Annotated in this window: 20 protein-coding genes; 13 read left to right on the top strand and 7 right to left on the bottom strand. The window is 55.0% G+C overall.

The window, feature by feature from the left end; genetic code table 11:
* Positions 1-31: 31 nt before the first annotated feature.
* Positions 32-892 carry an N-acetylmuramoyl-L-alanine amidase AmiA gene (gene amiA, locus CUN67_RS14570; protein ID WP_208716006.1) on the bottom strand — a complete coding sequence of 287 codons (861 nt, stop codon included), beginning with the start codon at positions 890-892 and terminating at the stop codon, positions 32-34.
* 210 nt (positions 893-1,102) lie between these two features.
* On the opposite strand from amiA, the gene CUN67_RS14565 reads away from it, so the two are divergent.
* The 11 genes from CUN67_RS14565 (at position 1,103) to CUN67_RS14515 (ending at position 10,843) form a co-directional block, all read left to right on the top strand.
* Positions 1,103-1,528 (top strand): GNAT family acetyltransferase, encoded by a 426-nt coding sequence (locus tag CUN67_RS14565; protein ID WP_084876235.1) that lies wholly within the window; start codon positions 1,103-1,105, stop codon positions 1,526-1,528.
* Positions 1,529-1,990 (top strand): DUF2919 domain-containing protein, encoded by a 462-nt coding sequence (locus CUN67_RS14560; protein WP_208716005.1) that lies wholly within the window; start codon positions 1,529-1,531, stop codon positions 1,988-1,990.
* A 64-nt stretch (positions 1,991-2,054) separates the two neighbouring features.
* On the top strand, positions 2,055-2,669 hold the full coding sequence (locus CUN67_RS14555; protein ID WP_208716004.1) for an RpoE-regulated lipoprotein: 615 nt from the start codon (positions 2,055-2,057) through the stop codon (positions 2,667-2,669).
* A 101-nt stretch (positions 2,670-2,770) separates the two neighbouring features.
* Complete coding sequence (locus CUN67_RS14550; protein WP_208716003.1) at positions 2,771-3,667, top strand: Dyp-type peroxidase; 897 nt, start codon at positions 2,771-2,773, stop codon at positions 3,665-3,667.
* A gap of 193 nt (positions 3,668-3,860) precedes the next feature.
* On the top strand, positions 3,861-4,877 hold the full coding sequence (locus CUN67_RS14545; RefSeq protein WP_208716002.1) for a sulfate ABC transporter substrate-binding protein: 1,017 nt from the start codon (positions 3,861-3,863) through the stop codon (positions 4,875-4,877).
* The gene (gene cysT, locus CUN67_RS14540) at positions 4,877-5,710 is read left to right on the top strand and encodes a sulfate/thiosulfate ABC transporter permease CysT (RefSeq protein WP_208716001.1); all 834 of its coding nucleotides are present in this window, start codon (positions 4,877-4,879) and stop codon (positions 5,708-5,710) included. Before CUN67_RS14545 ends, cysT begins: the two co-directional genes overlap by 1 nt.
* Complete coding sequence (gene cysW, locus CUN67_RS14535; RefSeq protein ID WP_208717230.1) at positions 5,710-6,582, top strand: sulfate/thiosulfate ABC transporter permease CysW; 873 nt, start codon at positions 5,710-5,712, stop codon at positions 6,580-6,582. The genes cysT and cysW overlap by 1 nt, the downstream gene beginning before the upstream one ends.
* Positions 6,572-7,660: a sulfate/thiosulfate ABC transporter ATP-binding protein CysA gene (gene cysA / locus CUN67_RS14530; RefSeq protein ID WP_208716000.1), complete on the top strand. Its 1,089-nt coding sequence runs from the start codon at positions 6,572-6,574 to the stop codon at positions 7,658-7,660. The genes cysW and cysA overlap by 11 nt, the downstream gene beginning before the upstream one ends.
* 72 nt (positions 7,661-7,732) lie before the next feature.
* Positions 7,733-8,614 (top strand): cysteine synthase CysM, encoded by an 882-nt coding sequence (gene cysM, locus CUN67_RS14525; RefSeq protein ID WP_208715999.1) that lies wholly within the window; start codon positions 7,733-7,735, stop codon positions 8,612-8,614.
* 175 nt (positions 8,615-8,789) lie between these two features.
* Entirely contained in the window at positions 8,790-9,470 is a 681-nt protein-coding gene (locus CUN67_RS14520) for a response regulator transcription factor (RefSeq protein WP_208715998.1), read from the top strand.
* Complete coding sequence (locus CUN67_RS14515) at positions 9,467-10,843, top strand: ATP-binding protein (protein WP_208715997.1); 1,377 nt, start codon at positions 9,467-9,469, stop codon at positions 10,841-10,843. Before CUN67_RS14520 ends, CUN67_RS14515 begins: the two co-directional genes overlap by 4 nt.
* A gap of 58 nt (positions 10,844-10,901) precedes the next feature.
* On the opposite strand, the gene crr is transcribed toward CUN67_RS14515, so the two are convergent.
* The 6 genes from crr to cysZ form a co-directional block, all read right to left on the bottom strand.
* Positions 10,902-11,405, bottom strand: coding sequence for a PTS glucose transporter subunit IIA (crr, locus tag CUN67_RS14510; protein WP_084876224.1), 504 nt, complete (start codon positions 11,403-11,405; stop codon positions 10,902-10,904).
* Between the two features lie 42 nt (positions 11,406-11,447).
* Entirely contained in the window at positions 11,448-13,175 is a 1,728-nt protein-coding gene (gene ptsI / locus CUN67_RS14505) for a phosphoenolpyruvate-protein phosphotransferase PtsI (protein WP_208715996.1), read from the bottom strand.
* A gap of 159 nt (positions 13,176-13,334) precedes the next feature.
* On the bottom strand, positions 13,335-13,592 hold the full coding sequence (ptsH, locus tag CUN67_RS14500) for a phosphocarrier protein Hpr (protein ID WP_007889063.1): 258 nt from the start codon (positions 13,590-13,592) through the stop codon (positions 13,335-13,337).
* Between the two features lie 178 nt (positions 13,593-13,770).
* The gene (locus CUN67_RS14495) at positions 13,771-13,965 is read right to left on the bottom strand and encodes a hypothetical protein (protein ID WP_208715995.1); all 195 of its coding nucleotides are present in this window, start codon (positions 13,963-13,965) and stop codon (positions 13,771-13,773) included.
* Between the two features lie 16 nt (positions 13,966-13,981).
* Entirely contained in the window at positions 13,982-14,953 is a 972-nt protein-coding gene (gene cysK, locus CUN67_RS14490; RefSeq protein WP_208715994.1) for a cysteine synthase A, read from the bottom strand.
* Positions 14,954-15,093: 140 nt separating this feature from the next.
* A complete protein-coding gene (gene cysZ / locus CUN67_RS14485; RefSeq protein ID WP_208715993.1) occupies positions 15,094-15,852 on the bottom strand; it encodes a sulfate transporter CysZ in 759 nt (252 codons plus the stop codon).
* 228 nt (positions 15,853-16,080) lie between these two features.
* Between cysZ and zipA the strand changes: the two genes are divergently transcribed.
* Positions 16,081-17,049, top strand: coding sequence for a cell division protein ZipA (gene zipA, locus CUN67_RS14480; RefSeq protein ID WP_208715992.1), 969 nt, complete (start codon positions 16,081-16,083; stop codon positions 17,047-17,049).
* Between the two features lie 74 nt (positions 17,050-17,123).
* Entirely contained in the window at positions 17,124-19,142 is a 2,019-nt protein-coding gene (gene ligA / locus CUN67_RS14475; protein ID WP_208715991.1) for an NAD-dependent DNA ligase LigA, read from the top strand.

The raw sequence follows: 19,142 nt of genomic DNA, 5'->3' as shown, positions 1-19,142 counted from the left end.
CGTTCCGGAAATTTGACGCGATTATACCTGACTATGCCTGACGGCGATCGTGCTCATCAAAGTAATTGACGATACCATCGGCAATGGCGCTGGCAATTTTACGGCGAAACGCCGGCGTGCCGAGTAGCTGCTCCTCGTGCGGGTTAGTAATAAACGAGGTTTCCACCAGCACTGACGGAATCGAGGGCGATTTCAGCACCGCAAACGCCGCCTGCTCAGTATGCTGGCTATGCAAATGATGTACCGGACGGATCTGATCCAGCACATGTTTGCCGAGCGTCAGGCTGTTGCGGATGGTGTCGGTTTGCACCAGATCGAACAGGATTTGGTTCAGATACTGATCTTTCTGCGCCACTTCGACCCCGGCCACTTTGTCAGCATCGTTCTCTTTCTGCGACATATAGCGCGCCATCGCACTGCTGGCACCCCGATTCGACAAGGCAAACACCGAAGCGCCATTGGCGTCCGGGCTGGTGTAACCATCGGCGTGAATTGACATGAACAGGTTGGCACCGTGCTGATGGGCAATTTCCACCCGCTGATACAGGGGGATAAAGTAGTCAGTGTCACGCGTCAGGCGCACTTCTACTTTGGGATGATCCTGCAACAACTGGCGCACATTGTTGGCGATATCCAGCACGATGTGTTTTTCTTCGGAACCTTGTTCCCCAACCGCACCGGAATCGATACCACCGTGGCCCGGATCGATCATCACGATACGTTTGCCGTTGTTAGCTGGCGGCGCGGGTTTGCTGTGGCGCGGCAGCAGGTGTAAATCGGCACTCTCTTCTTTGGCCTGTACCAGGCGCGGCGATAGCACCGCCAGCGCCAGCCCGGACAGCAGCAGCTGACGGCGATTAGTTAAGCGTTTGAGCAGTGAAATCTTTTTCATCAATGAATCCCTGACAGGTAAACCTGAAAAGTGTTATATCGTAACATCCTGACGGGTGCGACCTCGCAACTATTTCAGGGCTTTACTTTGTATTTCAGGTCGCGAACAGGAATTTCGTCGCTTTTTTCCGCCGCTGAACGGTGCGAGGGTTGCGCCCGCTAAAGAATACGTGATAATCAGCGAATTGTGCCTAACTGCAGGGTAACGCCGATGGAAATCCGCTCATTCCGCCAGGAAGATTTTGAAGAAGTGATCACGCTCTGGGAGCGTTGCGATCTGTTACGCCCGTGGAATGACCCTGAGCTGGACATTGAACGCAAAATGAACCATGACCCGGAGCTGTTTCTGGTGGCCGAAGTCGGTGGTGAGGTGGTGGGTACGCTGATGGGCGGCTACGATGGTCATCGCGGTGCGGCCTATTATCTGGCGGTGCATCCCGATTATCAGGGGCGTGGCTTTGCCAATGCGCTGATGAATCGTCTGGAAAAGAAACTGATTGCGCGCGGCTGCCCGAAAATCCATCTGATGGTGCGTGAAGAGAACGACCAGGTGGTGGCCTTCTATGAAAAGCTTGATTACGAGCCAGTGGATTCGCTGCTGTTGGGCAAGCGCCTGATTGAAGACCGTGAGTATTAAATGGTTGTGCTGAAATACTCGCCAGAAGAATACGATGCGAAAGGGCAGCTGCGGCTGCCATTTCTTTTCTGGCTGATTTTGCTGTTACAGGCGCGCACCTGGCTGATCCTGGTGATGGCCGGAGCGTCTCGTCAGCAGGGGAATGACCTGCTGGCGCTGTTCTATCCCGATCGGCAAAGTTTCTGGCTGGGCCTGGCGCTCGGCATTCCGGCGGCCATCGGCCTGCTGCTCACCGGCTATCGTCAGCGCTGGCCGCGCCTGTGGCAAAGCTGGCGCGTGGTGCTCAGCCTGTCATTGCTGATTAACCTGCTGTGGCAGGGCGTTAACCTGTTTCAGGGTGCGATGCCCGATTCACCATTCCCGCTGCTGTTAACGCTGTTCGACTTGCTGGCGCTGTACTGGCTGCAAACCCATCGACGCCTGTGTGACTGCTTTTTGCCCGAACATCAGCATCACGAATAAACTTTTTGTCGCTTTGCGACTCCAACAGGCACGCCAAACCGGCAAACAAGATCAAGGAGTTTTCATGAAAGTTGTTCGTCCCGCGCTGCTGGCGACGGCTCTGGTGCTGGCAGGTTGTGCCAGCTCTGCGTCTTCGGGTTCGGCTGATGAAAGCCACTGGTATAACCCGCTGAGTTACCACTGGTCGGCACTGAATCCGCTGAGCTGGTTCGGCGGTTCGCTGACGGTAAGCGAGCAGGGTGTCGCCGGGCTTTCCAGCAGCACTGCCATGACGCAAACGGCGATCGATAAAGCGCTGAATGGCGATTACAAGCTGCGTCAGGGGATGCGTACCCAGAACGGCCAGGTGGTGGAGTTCTGGCAGGCACTGGATGATGGCAAGGTCAAACTGGTGATCAACGGCCAAAGCAGCGTTGAACGTATTGAAGTGCTGGACCCGAGCGCGAAAAGTGCGGACGGCAGCAAAATCGGTGACCTGTTCAGCGCTAAATTCAGCAAAGCGTTTGATAACTGCAAAATGGTACCGGGTCTCGACAGCCGTGATGTGGAGTGCCGTGCACCGAATAGCCAGCACATCGCCTATATCTATAGCGGCGAGTGGCACGGTCCTGAAGGGTTGATGCCGTCGGATGATACGCTGAAAAACTGGAAAATCAGCAAGATCGTCTGGCAACGTTAATCCCTCAAAAAAGTGCGGTGATACGGGCTATCGCCGCCACTTTCCGGTATGATACGGACGAAAAAAACGCCGTTTAACCCCCATTGCCGGAGAGCATGTCGATGTCTCAATTTCAGAGCGGGATTCTGCTGGAACACCGCCGTTTCGCCATTTGGCTGGAAGCCCGCGTCACGGGCAATCTCGATGCGCTGCGCCTGGGCAGCAAAACCTTTCTGCAACACCTCGATGCACTGCAACACAAATTCGCCGATGCCGGACTGGGCGCGGTAATCGCCTTTGGTGATACGTTGTGGCGTGATTTGCAGGGCGCTGATGCGGCGCCAGAACTGAAAGCCTTTAGTGCGTTGGGCAAAGGCATTGCGCCTGCCACGCAGCGTGATTTGCTGATCCATATCCAGTCGCTCCGTCACGATGTGAACTTCTCCCTGGCGCAGGCCGCGCTGGTGGCGTTTGCGGATGCTGTCGATATCGAAGAAGAAACCCACGGTTTTCGCTGGGTGGAAGAGCGTGATCTCTCCGGTTTCGTTGATGGCACCGAGAACCCGCAAGGCGAACAGCGCGAGCAGGTGGCGATTATTGCCGCGGGTCCGGATGCGGGTGGTAGCTATGTCTTTACCCAGCGCTGGGAGCATAACCTCAAGCTGTGGAACCGCATGGCGGTTGACAAGCAGGAAGCGGTGATGGGGCGCACTAAGGTAGAGAATGAAGAGATTCCCGGCGATGATCGTCCGGCTACCTCGCATCTCAGCCGTGTCGATTTGAAAGAAGAGGGTAAAGGGCTGAAGATTTTGCGTCAGAGCTTGCCTTATGGCACCGCCAGCGGCACCCACGGCCTGTTTTTTATTGCCTACTGCAATCGCCTGCATAATATCGAACAGCAGCTGTTAAGCATGTTTGGCGAGCGTGACGGTAAGATGGACGCCATGCTGCGCTTTACTAAGCCGGTTACCGGCAGCTACTTTTTTGCGCCGTCGCTTGACGCGTTGCAGGCGCTGTAATTCCCGCCCGGACGGCCCCGGTGCCGTCCGTTGGTTATCCCGCCAGATGCATAAACTTCCCCGTGGTCTTATGCCTTTTTAGACTTTGAAATCAGCAAACGATATATAAAACCGTTACTGGTTTGCGCTGAGTTATAAATACACTGACAACATCTAATGGCATCAGCCGTAACTCCACATTTCCAGGTGCAGCATGACACTTCCCGTTTTTAACAAGTTGGTTGGCGGTATCGCGCTTTCGCTGGCGATGGCGGGGGCTGTGCAGGCGACAGAGTTGCTCAACAGCTCGTATGACGTCTCGCGTGAACTGTTTGTCGCCCTGAATGCGCCTTTTGAACAGCAGTGGGATGCCAGCCATCCGGGTGACAAGCTGACGATTAAACAATCGCATGCCGGGTCATCAAAACAGGCGCTGGCGATCCTCCAGGGGTTACGTGCCGATGTGGTGACCTATAACCAGGTAACGGATGTGCAGGTGCTGCACGACAAAGGCCAGCTGATCCCGGCCGACTGGCAGACTCGCCTGCCGAATAACAGCTCTCCGTTTTACTCCACCATGGCGTTTCTGGTACGTAAGGGTAACCCGAAGAATATTCACGACTGGGCCGATCTGGCACGGAATGACGTAAAACTGATTTTCCCGAATCCAAAAACCTCCGGCAATGGCCGCTACACCTATCTGGCTGCGTGGGGCGCGGCGGATCAGGCCGATGGTAAAGACCAGGCCAAAACCGAAGCCTTTATGACGCAATTCCTGAAAAACGTCGAAGTATTTGATACCGGTGGCCGTGGTGCCACCACCACCTTCGCTGAGCGCGGCCTGGGTGATGTGCTGATTAGCTTTGAGTCAGAAGTGAATAACATCCGTAACCAGTACGCCAAAGATGGCTACGAAGTGATTGTGCCGAAGACCAACATCCTCGCCGAATTCCCGGTGGCCTGGGTGGATAAAAACGTTGAGCACAATGGCACCACGGACGCGGCGAAAGCCTACCTGAATTATCTCTACACACCGGAAGCACAGAAAATCATCACCAGTTTTTACTATCGCGTGAACAACCCGCAGCTGATGGCAGCACAGCAGGACCGCTTCCCGCAGACCCACCTGTTCAATGTCGGTGAGGCATTTGGTGGCTGGGATAACGTGATGAAAACCCATTTTGCCAGTGGCGCTGAGCTGGACAAATTGCTGGCAGCGGGGCGCGGTTAATGTTTGCCTCAACGCAAAAGCGGGTGCTGCCCGGATTTGGTATCAGCCTCGGCACCAGCCTGCTGTTTACCTGCCTGATTCTGCTGCTGCCGATTAGCGCGTTACTGATGCAGCTGTCAAAAATGACGCTGGCGCAGTACTGGGAAGTGATCACCAATCCGCAGCTGGTGGCGGCGTATAAAGTGACGCTGTTGTCTGCCGGGGTGGCATCCCTGTTCAATGCGGTGTTTGGCATGCTGATGGCGTGGATCCTGACCCGTTATCGCTTTCCGGGGCGTACCCTGCTTGATGGCCTGATGGATTTACCCTTTGCACTGCCAACGGCAGTAGCCGGTCTGACGCTGGCGGGGTTGTTCTCGGTTAATGGCTGGTACGGTCAATGGCTGGCGCAGTTCGATATCAAGGTTTCTTACACCTGGCTCGGCATTGCGGTGGCGATGGCCTTTACCAGCATTCCGTTTGTGGTGCGTACTGTGCAACCGGTGCTGGAAGAGTTAGGGCCGGAATACGAAGAAGCCGCCGAAACCCTCGGGGCGACACCGTGGCAGAGCTTCCGCCGCGTGGTGTTGCCGGAAGTGGCTCCGGCTTTGCTGGCGGGTACGGCGCTGTCGTTTACCCGCAGTCTCGGTGAGTTTGGCGCGGTGATCTTTATCGCCGGTAATATTGCGTGGAAAACTGAAGTGACCTCGCTGATGATTTTTGTGCGTTTGCAGGAGTTTGATTATCCGGCAGCCAGCGCCATCGCCTCGGTGATCCTTGCCGCCTCGTTGCTGCTGCTGTTCGCCATCAACACCCTGCAAAGCCGCTTTGGCCGTCGTTTAGGAGGCCAATGATGGCAGAGATTTCGCAAATCAATCGGGTTGATCGCTCGCCGATTAACTGGGGCAAATGGCTGCTGATCGGCATTGGCGCGCTGGTTTCCATCATGTTGCTGGTGGTGCCGATGATCTCCATCTTCTGGGAAGCGCTTAATCAGGGCCTGGGCACCGCCCTCGGCAACCTGAAAGATGGCGATATGCTGCATGCCATCTGGCTGACGGTGATGGTGGCGTTGATCACCGTACCGGTTAACCTGGTGTTCGGTACGCTGCTGGCGTGGCTGGTGACGCGTTTTAACTTCCCAGGTCGCCAGCTGTTGCTGACGTTGTTCGATATTCCTTTTGCGGTGTCCCCGGTGGTTGCGGGTTTGATGTACCTGCTGTTCTGGGGGATCAACGGCCCGGCAGGTGGCTGGCTGGACGCACACAATATCCAGATTATGTTTGCCTGGCCCGGCATGGTGCTGGCGACCATTTTCGTTACCTGTCCGTTTGTGGTGCGCGAACTGGTGCCGGTGATGCTCAGCCAGGGCAGTAACGAAGATGAGGCCGCGGTGCTGCTTGGCGCATCCGGCTGGCAGATGTTCCGCCGCGTCACGCTGCCGAATATCCGCTGGGCGTTGTTGTACGGCGTGGTACTGACCAATGCCCGTACCATCGGCGAATTTGGTGCGGTCTCGGTGGTATCGGGATCGATTCGCGGCGAAACCTATACTTTGCCGCTTCAGGTTGAATTACTGCATCAGGACTACAACACCGTTGGCGCATTTACTGCCGCCGCGCTGCTGACCCTGATGGCGATAGTGACACTGTTTCTGAAAAGCGTGGTGCAGTGGCGTTTAGAGCATCAGCGGAAACGCCAACAGGAGGAAAATCATGAGCATTGAGATTAAACAAATTAACAAATCGTTTGGCCGCACGCCGGTGTTGAACGATATCTCTCTGGATATTCCTTCCGGCCAGATGGTGGCGCTGCTGGGTCCATCCGGTTCGGGTAAAACCACGCTGCTGCGTATCATCGCCGGTCTGGAACATCAGAACAGCGGTCAAATCCAGTTCCACGGTAAAGACGTCAGCCGCCTGCACGCGCGCGATCGCCAGGTGGGGTTTGTCTTTCAGCATTACGCGCTGTTTCGCCATATGACGGTGTTTGACAACATCGCGTTTGGTCTGACGGTGCTGCCGCGCCGCGAGCGTCCCTCCAGCGCGGAAATCAAACAGCGCGTGACCCGTCTGCTGGAGATGGTGCAGTTGAGTCATCTCGCCAGCCGTTTCCCGGCACAGCTGTCGGGCGGTCAGAAACAGCGCGTCGCACTGGCGCGTGCGCTGGCCGTAGAACCGCAAATTTTATTGCTGGATGAACCCTTCGGTGCGCTCGATGCCCAGGTGCGTAAAGAGCTGCGTCGCTGGCTGCGTCAGCTGCATGAAGAACTGAAATTCACCAGCGTGTTCGTGACCCACGATCAGGAAGAAGCGATGGAAGTCGCCGACAGCGTGGTGGTGATGAGCCAGGGCAATATTGAGCAGGTCGGCACACCCGATGAAGTATGGCGCGATCCGGCCACCCGCTTCGTGCTGGAGTTCCTCGGCGAAGTTAACCGCTTTGATGGTGAAGTGCATGGCTCGCAATTCCATGTTGCTGCCCATCGCTGGCCGCTGGGCTATACTCCGGCGCACCAGGGTCCGGTCGATCTGTTCCTGCGTCCGTGGGAGATTGATGTATCGCGCCAGAGCAGCCTGGAAACGCCGCTGCCTGTGCAGGTGCTGGAAGTTAGCCCACGCGGACATTTCTGGCAGCTGGTGGTACAACCGGCTGGCTGGCAGAGCGAACCCTTTACGCTGGTGTTTGATGGAGAGCAAAGCGCCCCGATTCGCGGCGAGCGTTTGTTTGTCGGCCTGCAACAGGCCCGGCTTTACCAGGGCACCACACCGCTACGCGCGGTTGCCTTTGCCGAGAGCGCCTGATATTTTTGACACTCCTTCGGGCGGGACTTTCCCGCCCGATTTCTTTGCCCCTCTTTCTCCGGGAATCTGACCGTGACCACACTGGAAAATACCATCGGTAATACGCCGCTGATTAAGTTGCAGCGCCTGACGCCTGACAACGGCAGCGAGATCTGGCTAAAACTGGAAGGTAATAATCCTGCGGGTTCGGTCAAGGATCGGGCGGCCTGGTCGATGATTCATCAGGCGGAACTGCGCGGTGAGATAAAACCAGGCGATACGCTGATTGAAGCCACCAGCGGCAACACCGGTATCGCGCTGGCGATGATTGCGGCAATGAAAGGCTATCGTCTGCGCCTGCTGATGCCGGAGAATATGAGCCAGGAGCGCCAGGACGCGATGCGTGCCTATGGTGCGGAACTGGTGCTGGTCACGCGCGAACAGGGTATGGAAGGGGCGCGGGATTTGGCGCAGGAGATGGCGGCGCGCGGTGAGGGCAGGGTGCTGGATCAGTTCAATAACCCCGATAATCCGCTCGGCCACTATCTGACCACCGGCCCGGAAATCTGGCAGCAGAGCCAGCAACGCATGACGCATTTCGTCTCCAGCATGGGAACGACCGGCACCATTACCGGTGTGGGACGCTACCTGCGCGAGTCTGCGCCGACGGTGAAGATTATTGGTTTGCAACCGCAGGAAGGCAGCAGCATTCCCGGTATTCGTCGCTGGTCGAGTGCCTATTTGCCCGGCATTTTTCGCCCGGAGCTGGTAGACGAAGTGATGGATATGACCCAGCAGGAAGCGGAAGAGACCATGCGGCTACTTGCACGGCGTGAAGGTATTTTCTGTGGTGTCAGTTCTGGCGGTGCGGTAGCCGGGGCATTGCGCGTTGCGGCGGCTCAGCCGGGTAGCGTGGTGGTGGCGATTATTTGCGATCGCGGCGACCGTTATCTCTCCACCGGTGTTTTCCACTAAACTCTCTTCTGGTACGACTTCGTCACGGCGCGATTTATCGCGCTGTTTTTCTGCGAGATAAATTCGCGCGATAAATCACGCTGCGACAGAGTCACCTTGTAAGGATCGAGTAAAACCGGCTGCGTTCGGGACGAACTCAGGACAAAATAGCGGCAATTTTGTACGAGAGATAAAGATGAAAATTCTGCTTGTTGATGACGATTTAGAGCTTGGTACTATGCTGAGCCAATACCTGATTGCGGAAGGCTTTGATGCACAACTGGTTTTAACCGGAAGTGCTGGAGTTGAAGGTGCGCTTTCAGGCAATTATACCGCCATGATCCTCGATATCATGCTGCCGGATATGAGCGGAATTGATGTGCTGCGCCAGGTGCGGCAGAACAGCCGCCTGCCGGTGATCATGCTGACGGCCAAAGGCGACAATATTGATCGCGTGATTGGCCTGGAGATGGGTGCGGACGATTATGTGCCGAAACCCTGCTATCCGCGTGAACTGGTGGCGCGCCTGCGCGCGGTGCTGCGTCGCTTTGAAGATCAGGCACCGTTGCCCGATAAAAAAGAAGTGCTGCGCTGGGGCGATTTAAGCCTCAATCCGGCGACCCGTATCACCGAGTGGCAGGGCAAAGCCTTTGACCTGACCGCTTCAGAATTCAATCTGCTTGACCTGCTGATGCGTGCCCCGGATCGTGTGGTATCGAAAGATGAACTGTCGGAGAAAGGGCTGGGCCGTCCGCGTGAAGCCTATGACCGTAGCGTCGACGTACATATCAGTAATATTCGTCAAAAGCTGGCGGCGTTAACCGCAGACAACGTCAACATTGAAACCGTGCGCAGTATTGGTTATCGCATTCGATGAAGCAGCACAGCTATCGTGGCCGGATGTTCTGGAAGATCCTGCTGGGCTTCTGGATCGTATTTGTGATTATCAGCCAGCTGCTGTGGCTCGGTTTTTCTCTCTCCGGTAATCGCCATGAACCCCCTGAAATCGTGGCGATTCGGCGCATTGTCAATTTGCAGATGGCGTCGGCAGTGTCGGTGCTGGAACGCGGTGGGCCAGGTGCACTCGACGATATGATGGCTGACTGGGAACCGAACGATCGGCAGTTCTTTTCGGTGATTCAGCACAATAAACCGGTAACCAATCAGAATACGCCACCCGAGGGTTTGCCACCGGAAGGGTTTAATGAACCCTTCCACGGCCCTTTCCCGGATGTGATTGTACGCTGGGTCAAAGGGTCTGACGGCAAAGAGTACGAACTACGCTACGATGTGAAAGGCCTGCGTGAGGATAGTTCAATGGGCGTGGGCGGCCCGCGTCGTATCCTGAATATTCCTGAGCCGATGTTTACCTTCGCGGGTGCGCTGGGGCTGCTGTTTAGCCTGCTGCTGGCGTGGAACCTGACGCGTCCGATGCGTCAGCTGCGTGAAGGTTTTGCCCGCGTGAGTAGCGGTGATTTGAGCGTGCGTCTCTACCCGGTGATGCGTAAGCGTCATGATGAGTTGTCCAGCGTGGCGCAGGATTTTGACGCCATGGTGGAACGGCTGGATACGCTGGTGAAAGCGCGTGAGGAGCTGTTGCATGATATCTCCCATGAATTGCGTTCGCCGCTGGCGCGTCTGCAACTGGCAACCGGTCTGGCGCGCCAGACGCCGGAAAGCGTAGAAACTTCCCTGAACCGTATCGATGAGGAAGCGCGTCGTCTCGATAAGATGATTGGCGAGTTGCTGACTTTGTCGCGTGCCGAGCACGAAAGTATGCCTGGGGAGCAGTATTTCGACCTCACCGGCCTGCTGCATGCGGTGGTGACCGATGTGCGCTATGAGGCACAGATTCCGGGCGTGAAGGTTGATTTTCAGGTTGATGAAAATGCCGACTACACCGTACACGGTAATGCGGAGCTGATTCGTCGTGGGGTGGAGAATGTGCTGCGTAACGCGCTGCGTTTCTCCCATCGCGGCCAGCATATTCAGGTGCGTTTGCAGGCGGAGAACCAGTGGCTGGCGATTCGTGTACGCGATCAGGGGCCGGGTGTCGATGACGAGAAGCTTTCCAGTATTTTTGATCCCTTCGTGCGGGTAAATTCACCGCTGATGGGCAAAGGTTATGGCCTGGGGCTGTCCATCGTTCGTAAGGTGATCCTGGCGCATCACGGTGAAGTGCAGGCGGTTAATCGCCCGGAAGGGGGCCTGGAACTGACGCTGAGGCTGCCACGCTGGAAGCAGAATTAAGTTCCTCGTAAACAAAAACGGCACCCATCGGGTGCCGTTTTATTATCCAGACTGCGAATTATTTCTTGATACGAATCACCGGGGTTTCACCCACGGTTACCGGACCAGAGAGTTTGATCAGGTCTTTGATCTCATCCATATTAGAGATCACAACCGGCGTCAGCGTGGACTTTGCTTTCTCTTCCAGCAGCGGCAGATCAAATTCGATCACCACGTCGCCTTTTTTCACTTTCTGGCCTTCTTCAGCGATACGTTTGAAGCCTTCACCTTTCAGTTCAACCGTGTCGATACCGAAGTGGACAAACAGCTCGATGCCGTTGTCAGACTCGATTGAAAATGCGTGATTGGTTTCGAAAATTTTGCCGATGGTCCCATCAACTGGTGCAACCATTTTGTTGCCTGAAGGTTTGATGGCGATACCGTCACCGACAATTTTCTCCGCGAATACCACATCTGGTACGTCTTCAATATTCACGATTTCGCCTGACAGAGGCGCTACGATTTCAATGGTTCCGGAAGCGCTTTCTGTTTTGTCGCCAAAAAGTTTAGAAAACAAACCCATGATCTTCTCCTAAGCAGTAATTTGGGGCCAGCGTCTCGCGGATCAGCAGAGCGTTTTTTCTTTAATAAACTTGTTAACCAGGTTCATCAAATCATCTGCTGTGGGTTGAGCCAGAGCCTGCTCCGCCAAAGCCTTCGCATCTTCAAAATTGGTATTACGAATAATTTTCTTGATGCTCGGGATTGAAATGGCACTCATGCTGAATTCGTCCAGCCCCATTCCCAGTAACAGTAGTGTAGCACGTTCATCACCAGCCAGCTCACCACACATGCCGGTCCATTTCCCTTCGGCATGTGATGCATCGATCACTTGCTTGATGAGGCCCAGAACGGAAGGCGACATTGGGTTATAGAGGTGAGAAATCAAATCATTACCACGATCGACCGCCAGAGTATACTGCGTCAGGTCGTTTGTCCCAATACTGAAGAAATCGACTTCTTTCGCCAGGTGGTGAGCGATAACCGCGGAAGCCGGTGTTTCTACCATGATGCCCATCTCAATGGTCTCATCAAAGGCTTTACCTTCTTCACGCAATTGCGCTTTCAGCATTTCCAGTTCGGCTTTCAGGAAGCGAACTTCTTCCACGGAAATGATCATCGGGAACATGATACGCAGTTTGCCAAACGAGGACGCACGCAGAATCGCACGCAGCTGGGCGTGCAGAATCTCTTTGCGGTCCATGGCGATACGAATCGCACGCCAGCCGAGGAACGGGTTTTCTTCTTTCGGCAGGTTCATGTATGGCAGGTCTTTGTCGCCGCCGATATCCATGGTACGAACGATAACCGCCTGGGAGCCCATGGCTTCAGCGACGGCTTTGTAAGCCTGGAACTGTTCTTCTTCAGTCGGCAGTGAATCACGGTCCATAAACAGGAACTCGGTACGATACAGGCCCACGCCTTCGGCACCGTTACGCTCGGCACCCGCCACATCACGGACGGTACCGATATTGGCGCACACTTCAACCTGATGACCATCCAGCGTGATTGCCGGCAGATCTTTCAGTTTCGCCAGTTCATGTTTTTCAGACAAATATTGCGTCTGGATGGCTTTCAGCTCTTCCAGTACGTCTGCTGTCGGGTTGATGTAAACTTTGTTGTTTACGCCATCCAGAATCAGAAAATCGCCATTGTTCACGGTGGCGGTCACGCTACCGGTACCGACAATCGCAGGCAGTTCAAGCGAACGCGCCATGATGGAGGTGTGCGAGGTACGGCCACCAAGATCGGTGATAAAGCCCAGCACCTTTTTCAGGTTCAGCTGTGCGGTTTCTGATGGTGTCAGATCTTTCGCCACCAGAATGGATTCTTCCTCGATGGCGCTCAGGTCAACGATATGCAGGCCAAGGATATTTTGCAGCAGGCGCTTACCGATATCACGCACGTCAGCCGCACGTTCTTTCAGGTATTCGTCATCCAGTTCTTCCAGCGCTTTCGCCTGGCCTTCAATGACGGAGTGGGCCGCAGCATCAGCAGTCGCGTGATCTTTCTTGATCAGGTCGATGATTTCCTGCTCCAGCTCTTCGTCTTCCAGCAGCATGATGTGACCTTCAAAGATCGCCGCTTTTTCTTCACCGAAGGTTTCACCGGCTTTGATTTTGATGGCTTCGAGCTGAGAAGCAGCTTTGCTGCGTCCATCAAGGAAGCGCTGTACTTCCTGCTCAACCTGGTCATCAGAAATCTTTTTACGGCTGATGACGATCTCATCTTCCTTCAGCAGCAGTGCTTTGCCGAAAGCGATACCCGGTGATGCTAAAATGCCTGAAATCATAACTCTACCTTTATAATCACGATGGCTCGTTGACCCGATGCATTGCCATTGTCGCGGATAAGTCAATCTACGGAAGCAATAACGCGGACAGGTTGTCCGCGATCAAGATGTTTGCACTCAATGGGGCAAAGGAGTCGGTTTAGTTACAAACTGAGCGGATTACTCCAGCTCAGCCATCAGTTTTACCAGGTGTTCAACCGCTTGCTGCTCATCTTCACCTTCGGCAGACAGCGTAACAACCGTACCCTGAGTCAGACCCAGTGTCTGCAGTTTGAACAGGCTTTTCGCGCTGGCGGATTTGCCATTGGAGGTCACTGTGATTTCTGACTGGAAAGCCTTGGCTTCTTTAACGAACTGAGCTGCAGGACGAGTGTGGAGGCCGTTAGGTGCGGTAATGGTAACTTCTTGCTGGAACATTCTATTTCCCCAACTTTATCAGGTTTGGTGTTATGGATCTAAAGTCTAGCCTGGAGCCGTAACTTTAGCCTGTGTAGGTGCGCGGGTCAGGCATCACGGATGACCAAAAAATGCGCATGAATGAGAGCGTCATTCCAGGTGAAGGATCAAAAGCAGAGATGATCGCTCCATCTGCTCATTATGCCGTGATTCGCCGTATCGCCAAATCAGTAAATCGATTCAGCTTGATCCACTTCAAAGCCTGATTAATTTCAGGCATCGAAATAATTGGCTGCTTAAATACCAGACCCTCGTCACTGAAAGCAATCTGCCAGGTGGTAAAAGTGAGATCTGAGCCACAAAAAAGCACCCATTCGGGTGCTTTTTTCGCCATTTTCAGACTTTGACCGTCACTGTTGCAGCTCTTTCTCGGTGAACAGATCGGCAAAAAGTGCAGTGCTCAGGTAACGCTCGCCAGAGGAGGGCAGGATCACCACGATATTTTTGTTGGCGAATGCTTCGTCTTCCTGCAGCTTCAGCGCGGCGGCGACGGCGGCACCTGAGGAGATACCGGCGAGGATGCCTTCTTCTTCCATCAGACGACGTGCGGTGCTGATGGCTTCCTCATTGGTGATGGCCACCACACGGTCAATCAATTTCAGGTCAAGGTTGCCTGGGATGAAGCCAGCACCGATACCCTGAATTTTGTGCGGGCCAGGTTTGATCTCTTCACCGGCCAGCGCCTGAGCAATCACCGGGGAATCGGTGGGCTCAACTGCCACCGAAATCAGATCTTTCTTCCCTTTGGTGTTTTTGATGTAGCGGGTCACACCGGTCAGCGTGCCGCCAGTACCAACACCGGCGATAAACACGTCCACAGCACCATCGGTATCTTCCCAGATCTCCGGGCCGGTGGTCTTTTCGTGGATTTCCGGGTTAGCCGGGTTGCTGAACTGCTGCAACAACACATATTTATCCGGATCGCTGGCAACAATCTCTTCCGCTTTGGCGATAGCACCTTTCATGCCTTTCGCACCTTCGGTCAACACCAGATTGGCACCGAGCGCTTTCAAAAGTTTACGACGTTCGACCGACATGGTCTCCGGCATGGTCAGCGTCAGCTTGTAACCACGCGCTGCGGCCACGTAGGCCAGGGCGATACCGGTGTTACCACTGGTCGGTTCAACCAGTTCTACGCCAGGTTTCAGGATGCCGCGTTTTTCTGCGTCCCAAATCATATTGGCACCGATACGGCATTTGACGCTGAAGCTCGGGTTACGGGACTCGACCTTCGCCAGAATGCGGCCGTTACCGATGCGGTTCAGTCGAACCAGCGGCGTATGACCAATTGTCAGCGAGTTGTCTTCATAGATCTTACTCATAGCTCGTCCTTAACTGTATGAAATATTGGGAACCCTCAGAGCATACCTTTTCTGCCCGAGTGCGGAAGGAAAGAAATCGTATATCTATATAGCCCACAACCATAAGCCCCATGCAAAAAAGCATAAGGCTCTGTGATGGATTAATGGCGGCGATGCTGCAGGCGATAACGATCCACCCACATCGCCGTGGCACCACAAACGGCCACCGGCATGATGGCCAGATTCACAATCGGGATCATGGTGAACAGGCTCACCAGCGCACCAAACTGCATATTGGCGGTTTTGTGCTGGCGTAACGCATTGCGCATTCGGGCAAAACTCACTTTGTGGTTATCAAAGGGATAATCGCAGTATTGCACTGACAGCATCCAGGCACTGAACAGGAACCATAAAAGCGGTGCCACGGTTTGACCAAAACCCGGAATAAAATGGAGCAACAGCAGGCCGAATGCGCGCGGCAAATAGTAACCCAGCTTCTGCATTTCACGTTTCATGATGCGTGGGACGTCTTTCAGCATGGCTACCCAGCCGCTATCAGGCAGGGGATTTCCGGTTAAACGTCCTTCCAGTTGTTCCGCCAGCAGGCCACAAAAGGGGGCCGCAATTAAGTTGGCAATGGTGGAGAAGAAGTAGCTGAATATCAGCACAATCGAGATCACCGTCAGCGGCCACAGCAGGTAGCTGAGCCACTGTAGCCAGTCGGGAATGTGCGCCATTAATTGCGGAATCCACTGTCCGAGGCGCTGAAACAGCCAGATAAAGGCACCACCGAGCAACACAATGTTGACCAGTAAGGGAATGATGACGTAACGGCGAATGCCGGGCAGGCGCACCAGTTTCCATCCTTCGGCGAAGTAATGAATACCATTAAATGATGAGACCGAATTCTCAGCGGGCATAGCGGGCCTTTCTCCATATGTGTGCGGGCGCAAACATCATAACCTGGCTTTTCCTGGCTTTTTATCGGCAACAGGGTCTCTTTGCGCGAAAAAACAGCAAAAAAGCGTGGGGGAGCTATCTTATTTGTCAGAAAATACTGCACAGACTTGCACTTGTGTAGCTGGGCAAATACAGTTAGAGGGTAAAGTTTGCCGTGGTGGCAAGGTATTGGAACAACAGAGAATACAATGATGCAGGATTTGCGTCTGATATTAATCGTTGTTGGCGCGATCGCCATAATAGCGCTGCTACTTCACGGACTGTGGACCAGCCGTAAAGAGCGCTCTTCTGTTTTTCGCGATCGCCCGCACAAACGTCTGAAACAACGCGAAGAAGCGGACGATGATCTGCTGAGCGACGATGATGAAGGCGTCGGCGAAGTCCGTGTTCGTCGCGATCATGACACGCACGATGAACCTGAGTTTGGCGGCTATGCTGAGAAGAAGCCTGCCAGCGCGCCGCGTGCGCCTGAACCTGTTCGTCAGCCTGCACCGCGCCAGGAAGCGCCAGTCGCGCACGATCCGCTGTTTGATGCGGAGCCTGAAGTGCGCCAGCCGCCTCAGCCGCCAGTGGCACGTCCTGCACCGCAGCCTCAGCCGATTCAGGCCGATCCGCTGCTGGACCAGGAACCACTCGCCGCCACCCAACCGGCACCTGAATTCCAGGCCGCAGAGCAACCCGAGCCGCATGAAGCTGCGCCGGTTGCCCATGAAGAAAAACAACCTCAGCCTGCTGCTGGCAGCAAGAAAGAAGCGGTGCTGGTATTGCATGTTGCTGCCCACGCGGGCGGCGTACTGAATGGCGAAGCGTTGTTGCAGGGGATTCTGCAGGCAGGCTTCCAGTTCGGCGAAATGAATATTTTCCATCGTCACCTCAGCCCGGCAGGTAGCGGTCCGGTGCTGTTTAGCCTGGCCAATATGGTGAAACCTGGCTCGTTCAACCCGGATGAGATGGGTGATTTCAGCACCCCTGGCGTGTCTATCTTTATGATGGTGCCGTCGTATGGGGATGCGAACCAGAACTTCAAACTGATGCTGCAATCCGCACAGCGTATTGCAGATGACGTCGGTGGCGTGGTGCTGGATGACGAGCGTCGCATGATGACACCGCAAAAGCTGGAAACCTACAAAGCGCGTATTCGTGAGGTTATCGGCTGATAACCCACGCAGGCGTCAAAAAACCTATACTTATAACCCCCGCCTGTCGGGGGTTTTTTATCGGATGAGGCATTATGAAATCGGTTCAGGAGCAGATCACCGCGCTGCGCACCACGTTACGTCACCACGAATATCTCTACCATGTGATGGATACGCCGGAAGTTCCGGATGCAGAGTATGACCGATTAATGGCGCAGCTGCGTGAGCTGGAGGCCGCGCATCCCGATCTGGTCACGCCGGATTCGCCGACGCAACGCGTCGGTGCTGAGCCACTGGCGGCGTTCGACCAGGTACGCCATGAAGTTCCTATGCTGTCGCTGGATAATACTTTCGACGAAGCTGGCTTCCTCGCCTTTAACAAACGCGTTCAGGATCGTCTGAAAAGCAGCGATGACCTGGTCTACTGCTGCGAACTTAAGCTGGATGGCCTGGCGGTAAGCCTGTTATACGAAGATGGCGTACTGGTGCGTGCTGCGACCCGTGGTGACGGCACCACCGGGGAAAACATCACCGTTAACGTTCGCACCATTCGTGCGATTCCGTTGCGCCTGCACGGCAACAACATTCCGGCGCGCGTTGAGGTCCGTGGTGAAGTCTTTATGACGGAAAGCGGTTTCGAAAAACTTAATGAGGAAGCGCGTCGCACCGGAGGCAAGGTTTTTGCTAACCCGCGTAATGCGGCCGCAGGTTCACTGCGCCAGCTCGATCCTCGCATCACCGCTAAGCGTCCACTGACCTTTTTCTGCTACGGCCTTGGCCTGCTGGAAGGGGGAGAAATGCCTGCCAGCCATCTTGGTCGTCTGGAGCAATTTAAGGCCTGGGGATTACCGGTGAGCAACCGCATCCGCCTGGCAAACAATGCGGCTCAGGTGCTGGAATTCTATCGTCAGATTGAACAGGATCGCCCAACGCTCGGTTTTGATATCGATGGTGTCGTTATTAAGGTTGATTCGCTGGCATTGCAGGAACAGCTGGGTTTTGTCGCGCGTGCACCGCGCTGGGCCGTGGCGTTCAAGTTTCCTGCCCAGGAACAGCTGACCTTTGTACGCGATGTTGAGTTTCAGGTAGGGCGTACCGGGGCCATTACCCCGGTGGCGCGTCTGGAGCCGGTACAGGTCGCCGGGGTTATCGTCAGCAATGCGACGTTACATAACGCCGACGAAATCGCCCGTCTCGGGCTGCGTATTGGCGATAAAGTGGTGATTCGTCGCGCAGGCGATGTCATCCCGCAGGTCGTGAATGTGGTGGAATCCGAGCGTCCGGCCGATACGCGCGAAATCGTGTTCCCCAGCCACTGTCCGGTTTGTGGTTCTGATGTTGAGCGTGTCGAAGGGGAAGCCGTGACGCGCTGTACTGGCGGCTTGATTTGCGGCGCCCAGCGCAAAGAAGCGTTGAAGCACTTTGTGTCGCGCCGTGCGCTGGATGTCGATGGCATGGGTGACAAAATTATCGATCAGCTGGTGGAAAAAGAGTACGTCAAAACGCCAGCCGATCTGTTCCGTCTTACCGCCGGTAAACTCACCGGGCTGGATCGTATGGGGCCGAAGTCGGCACAGAATGTGGTCGATGCGCTGGAGAAAGCCAAATTCACCACCTTGCCACGCTTCCTCTATGCGCTGGGCATCCGCGAGGTCGGCGAGGCCACTGCTGCGAATCTGGCAAACCATTTTGGCGAGCTGGAAAAGGTGATGGATGCTGATCTGGAGGCGCTGATTGCGGTACAGGATGTCGGCAAGGTGGTGGCCAGCCACGTGCGTAATTTTATGGATGAAGAGAGCAACCGGGAAGTGATCCGCGAGCTGACAGAACAGATGGGCGTACACTGGCCGCAGGTGGAAGTGGTCAATGCTGAAGAGATTGATAGCCCGTTCGCCGGTAAAACCGTGGTATTGACCGGCTCGCTGTCGCAGATGAACCGGGATGATGCCAAAGCGCGACTGACGGCGCTGGGTGCCAAAGTCAGCGGTAGCGTATCGAAGAAAACCGACCTGTTAATTGCCGGTGAGGCCGCAGGTTCCAAGCTGGCGAAGGCCCAGGAACTGGGCATTGCGGTGATTGACGAAGCAGAGATGATTCGCCTGCTCGGAGCCTGA

This window comes from Pantoea cypripedii (genome assembly GCF_011395035.1).
Classification (GTDB): domain Bacteria; phylum Pseudomonadota; class Gammaproteobacteria; order Enterobacterales; family Enterobacteriaceae; genus Pantoea; species Pantoea cypripedii_A.
This window is presented reverse-complemented; position numbering and strand designations above follow the sequence as displayed.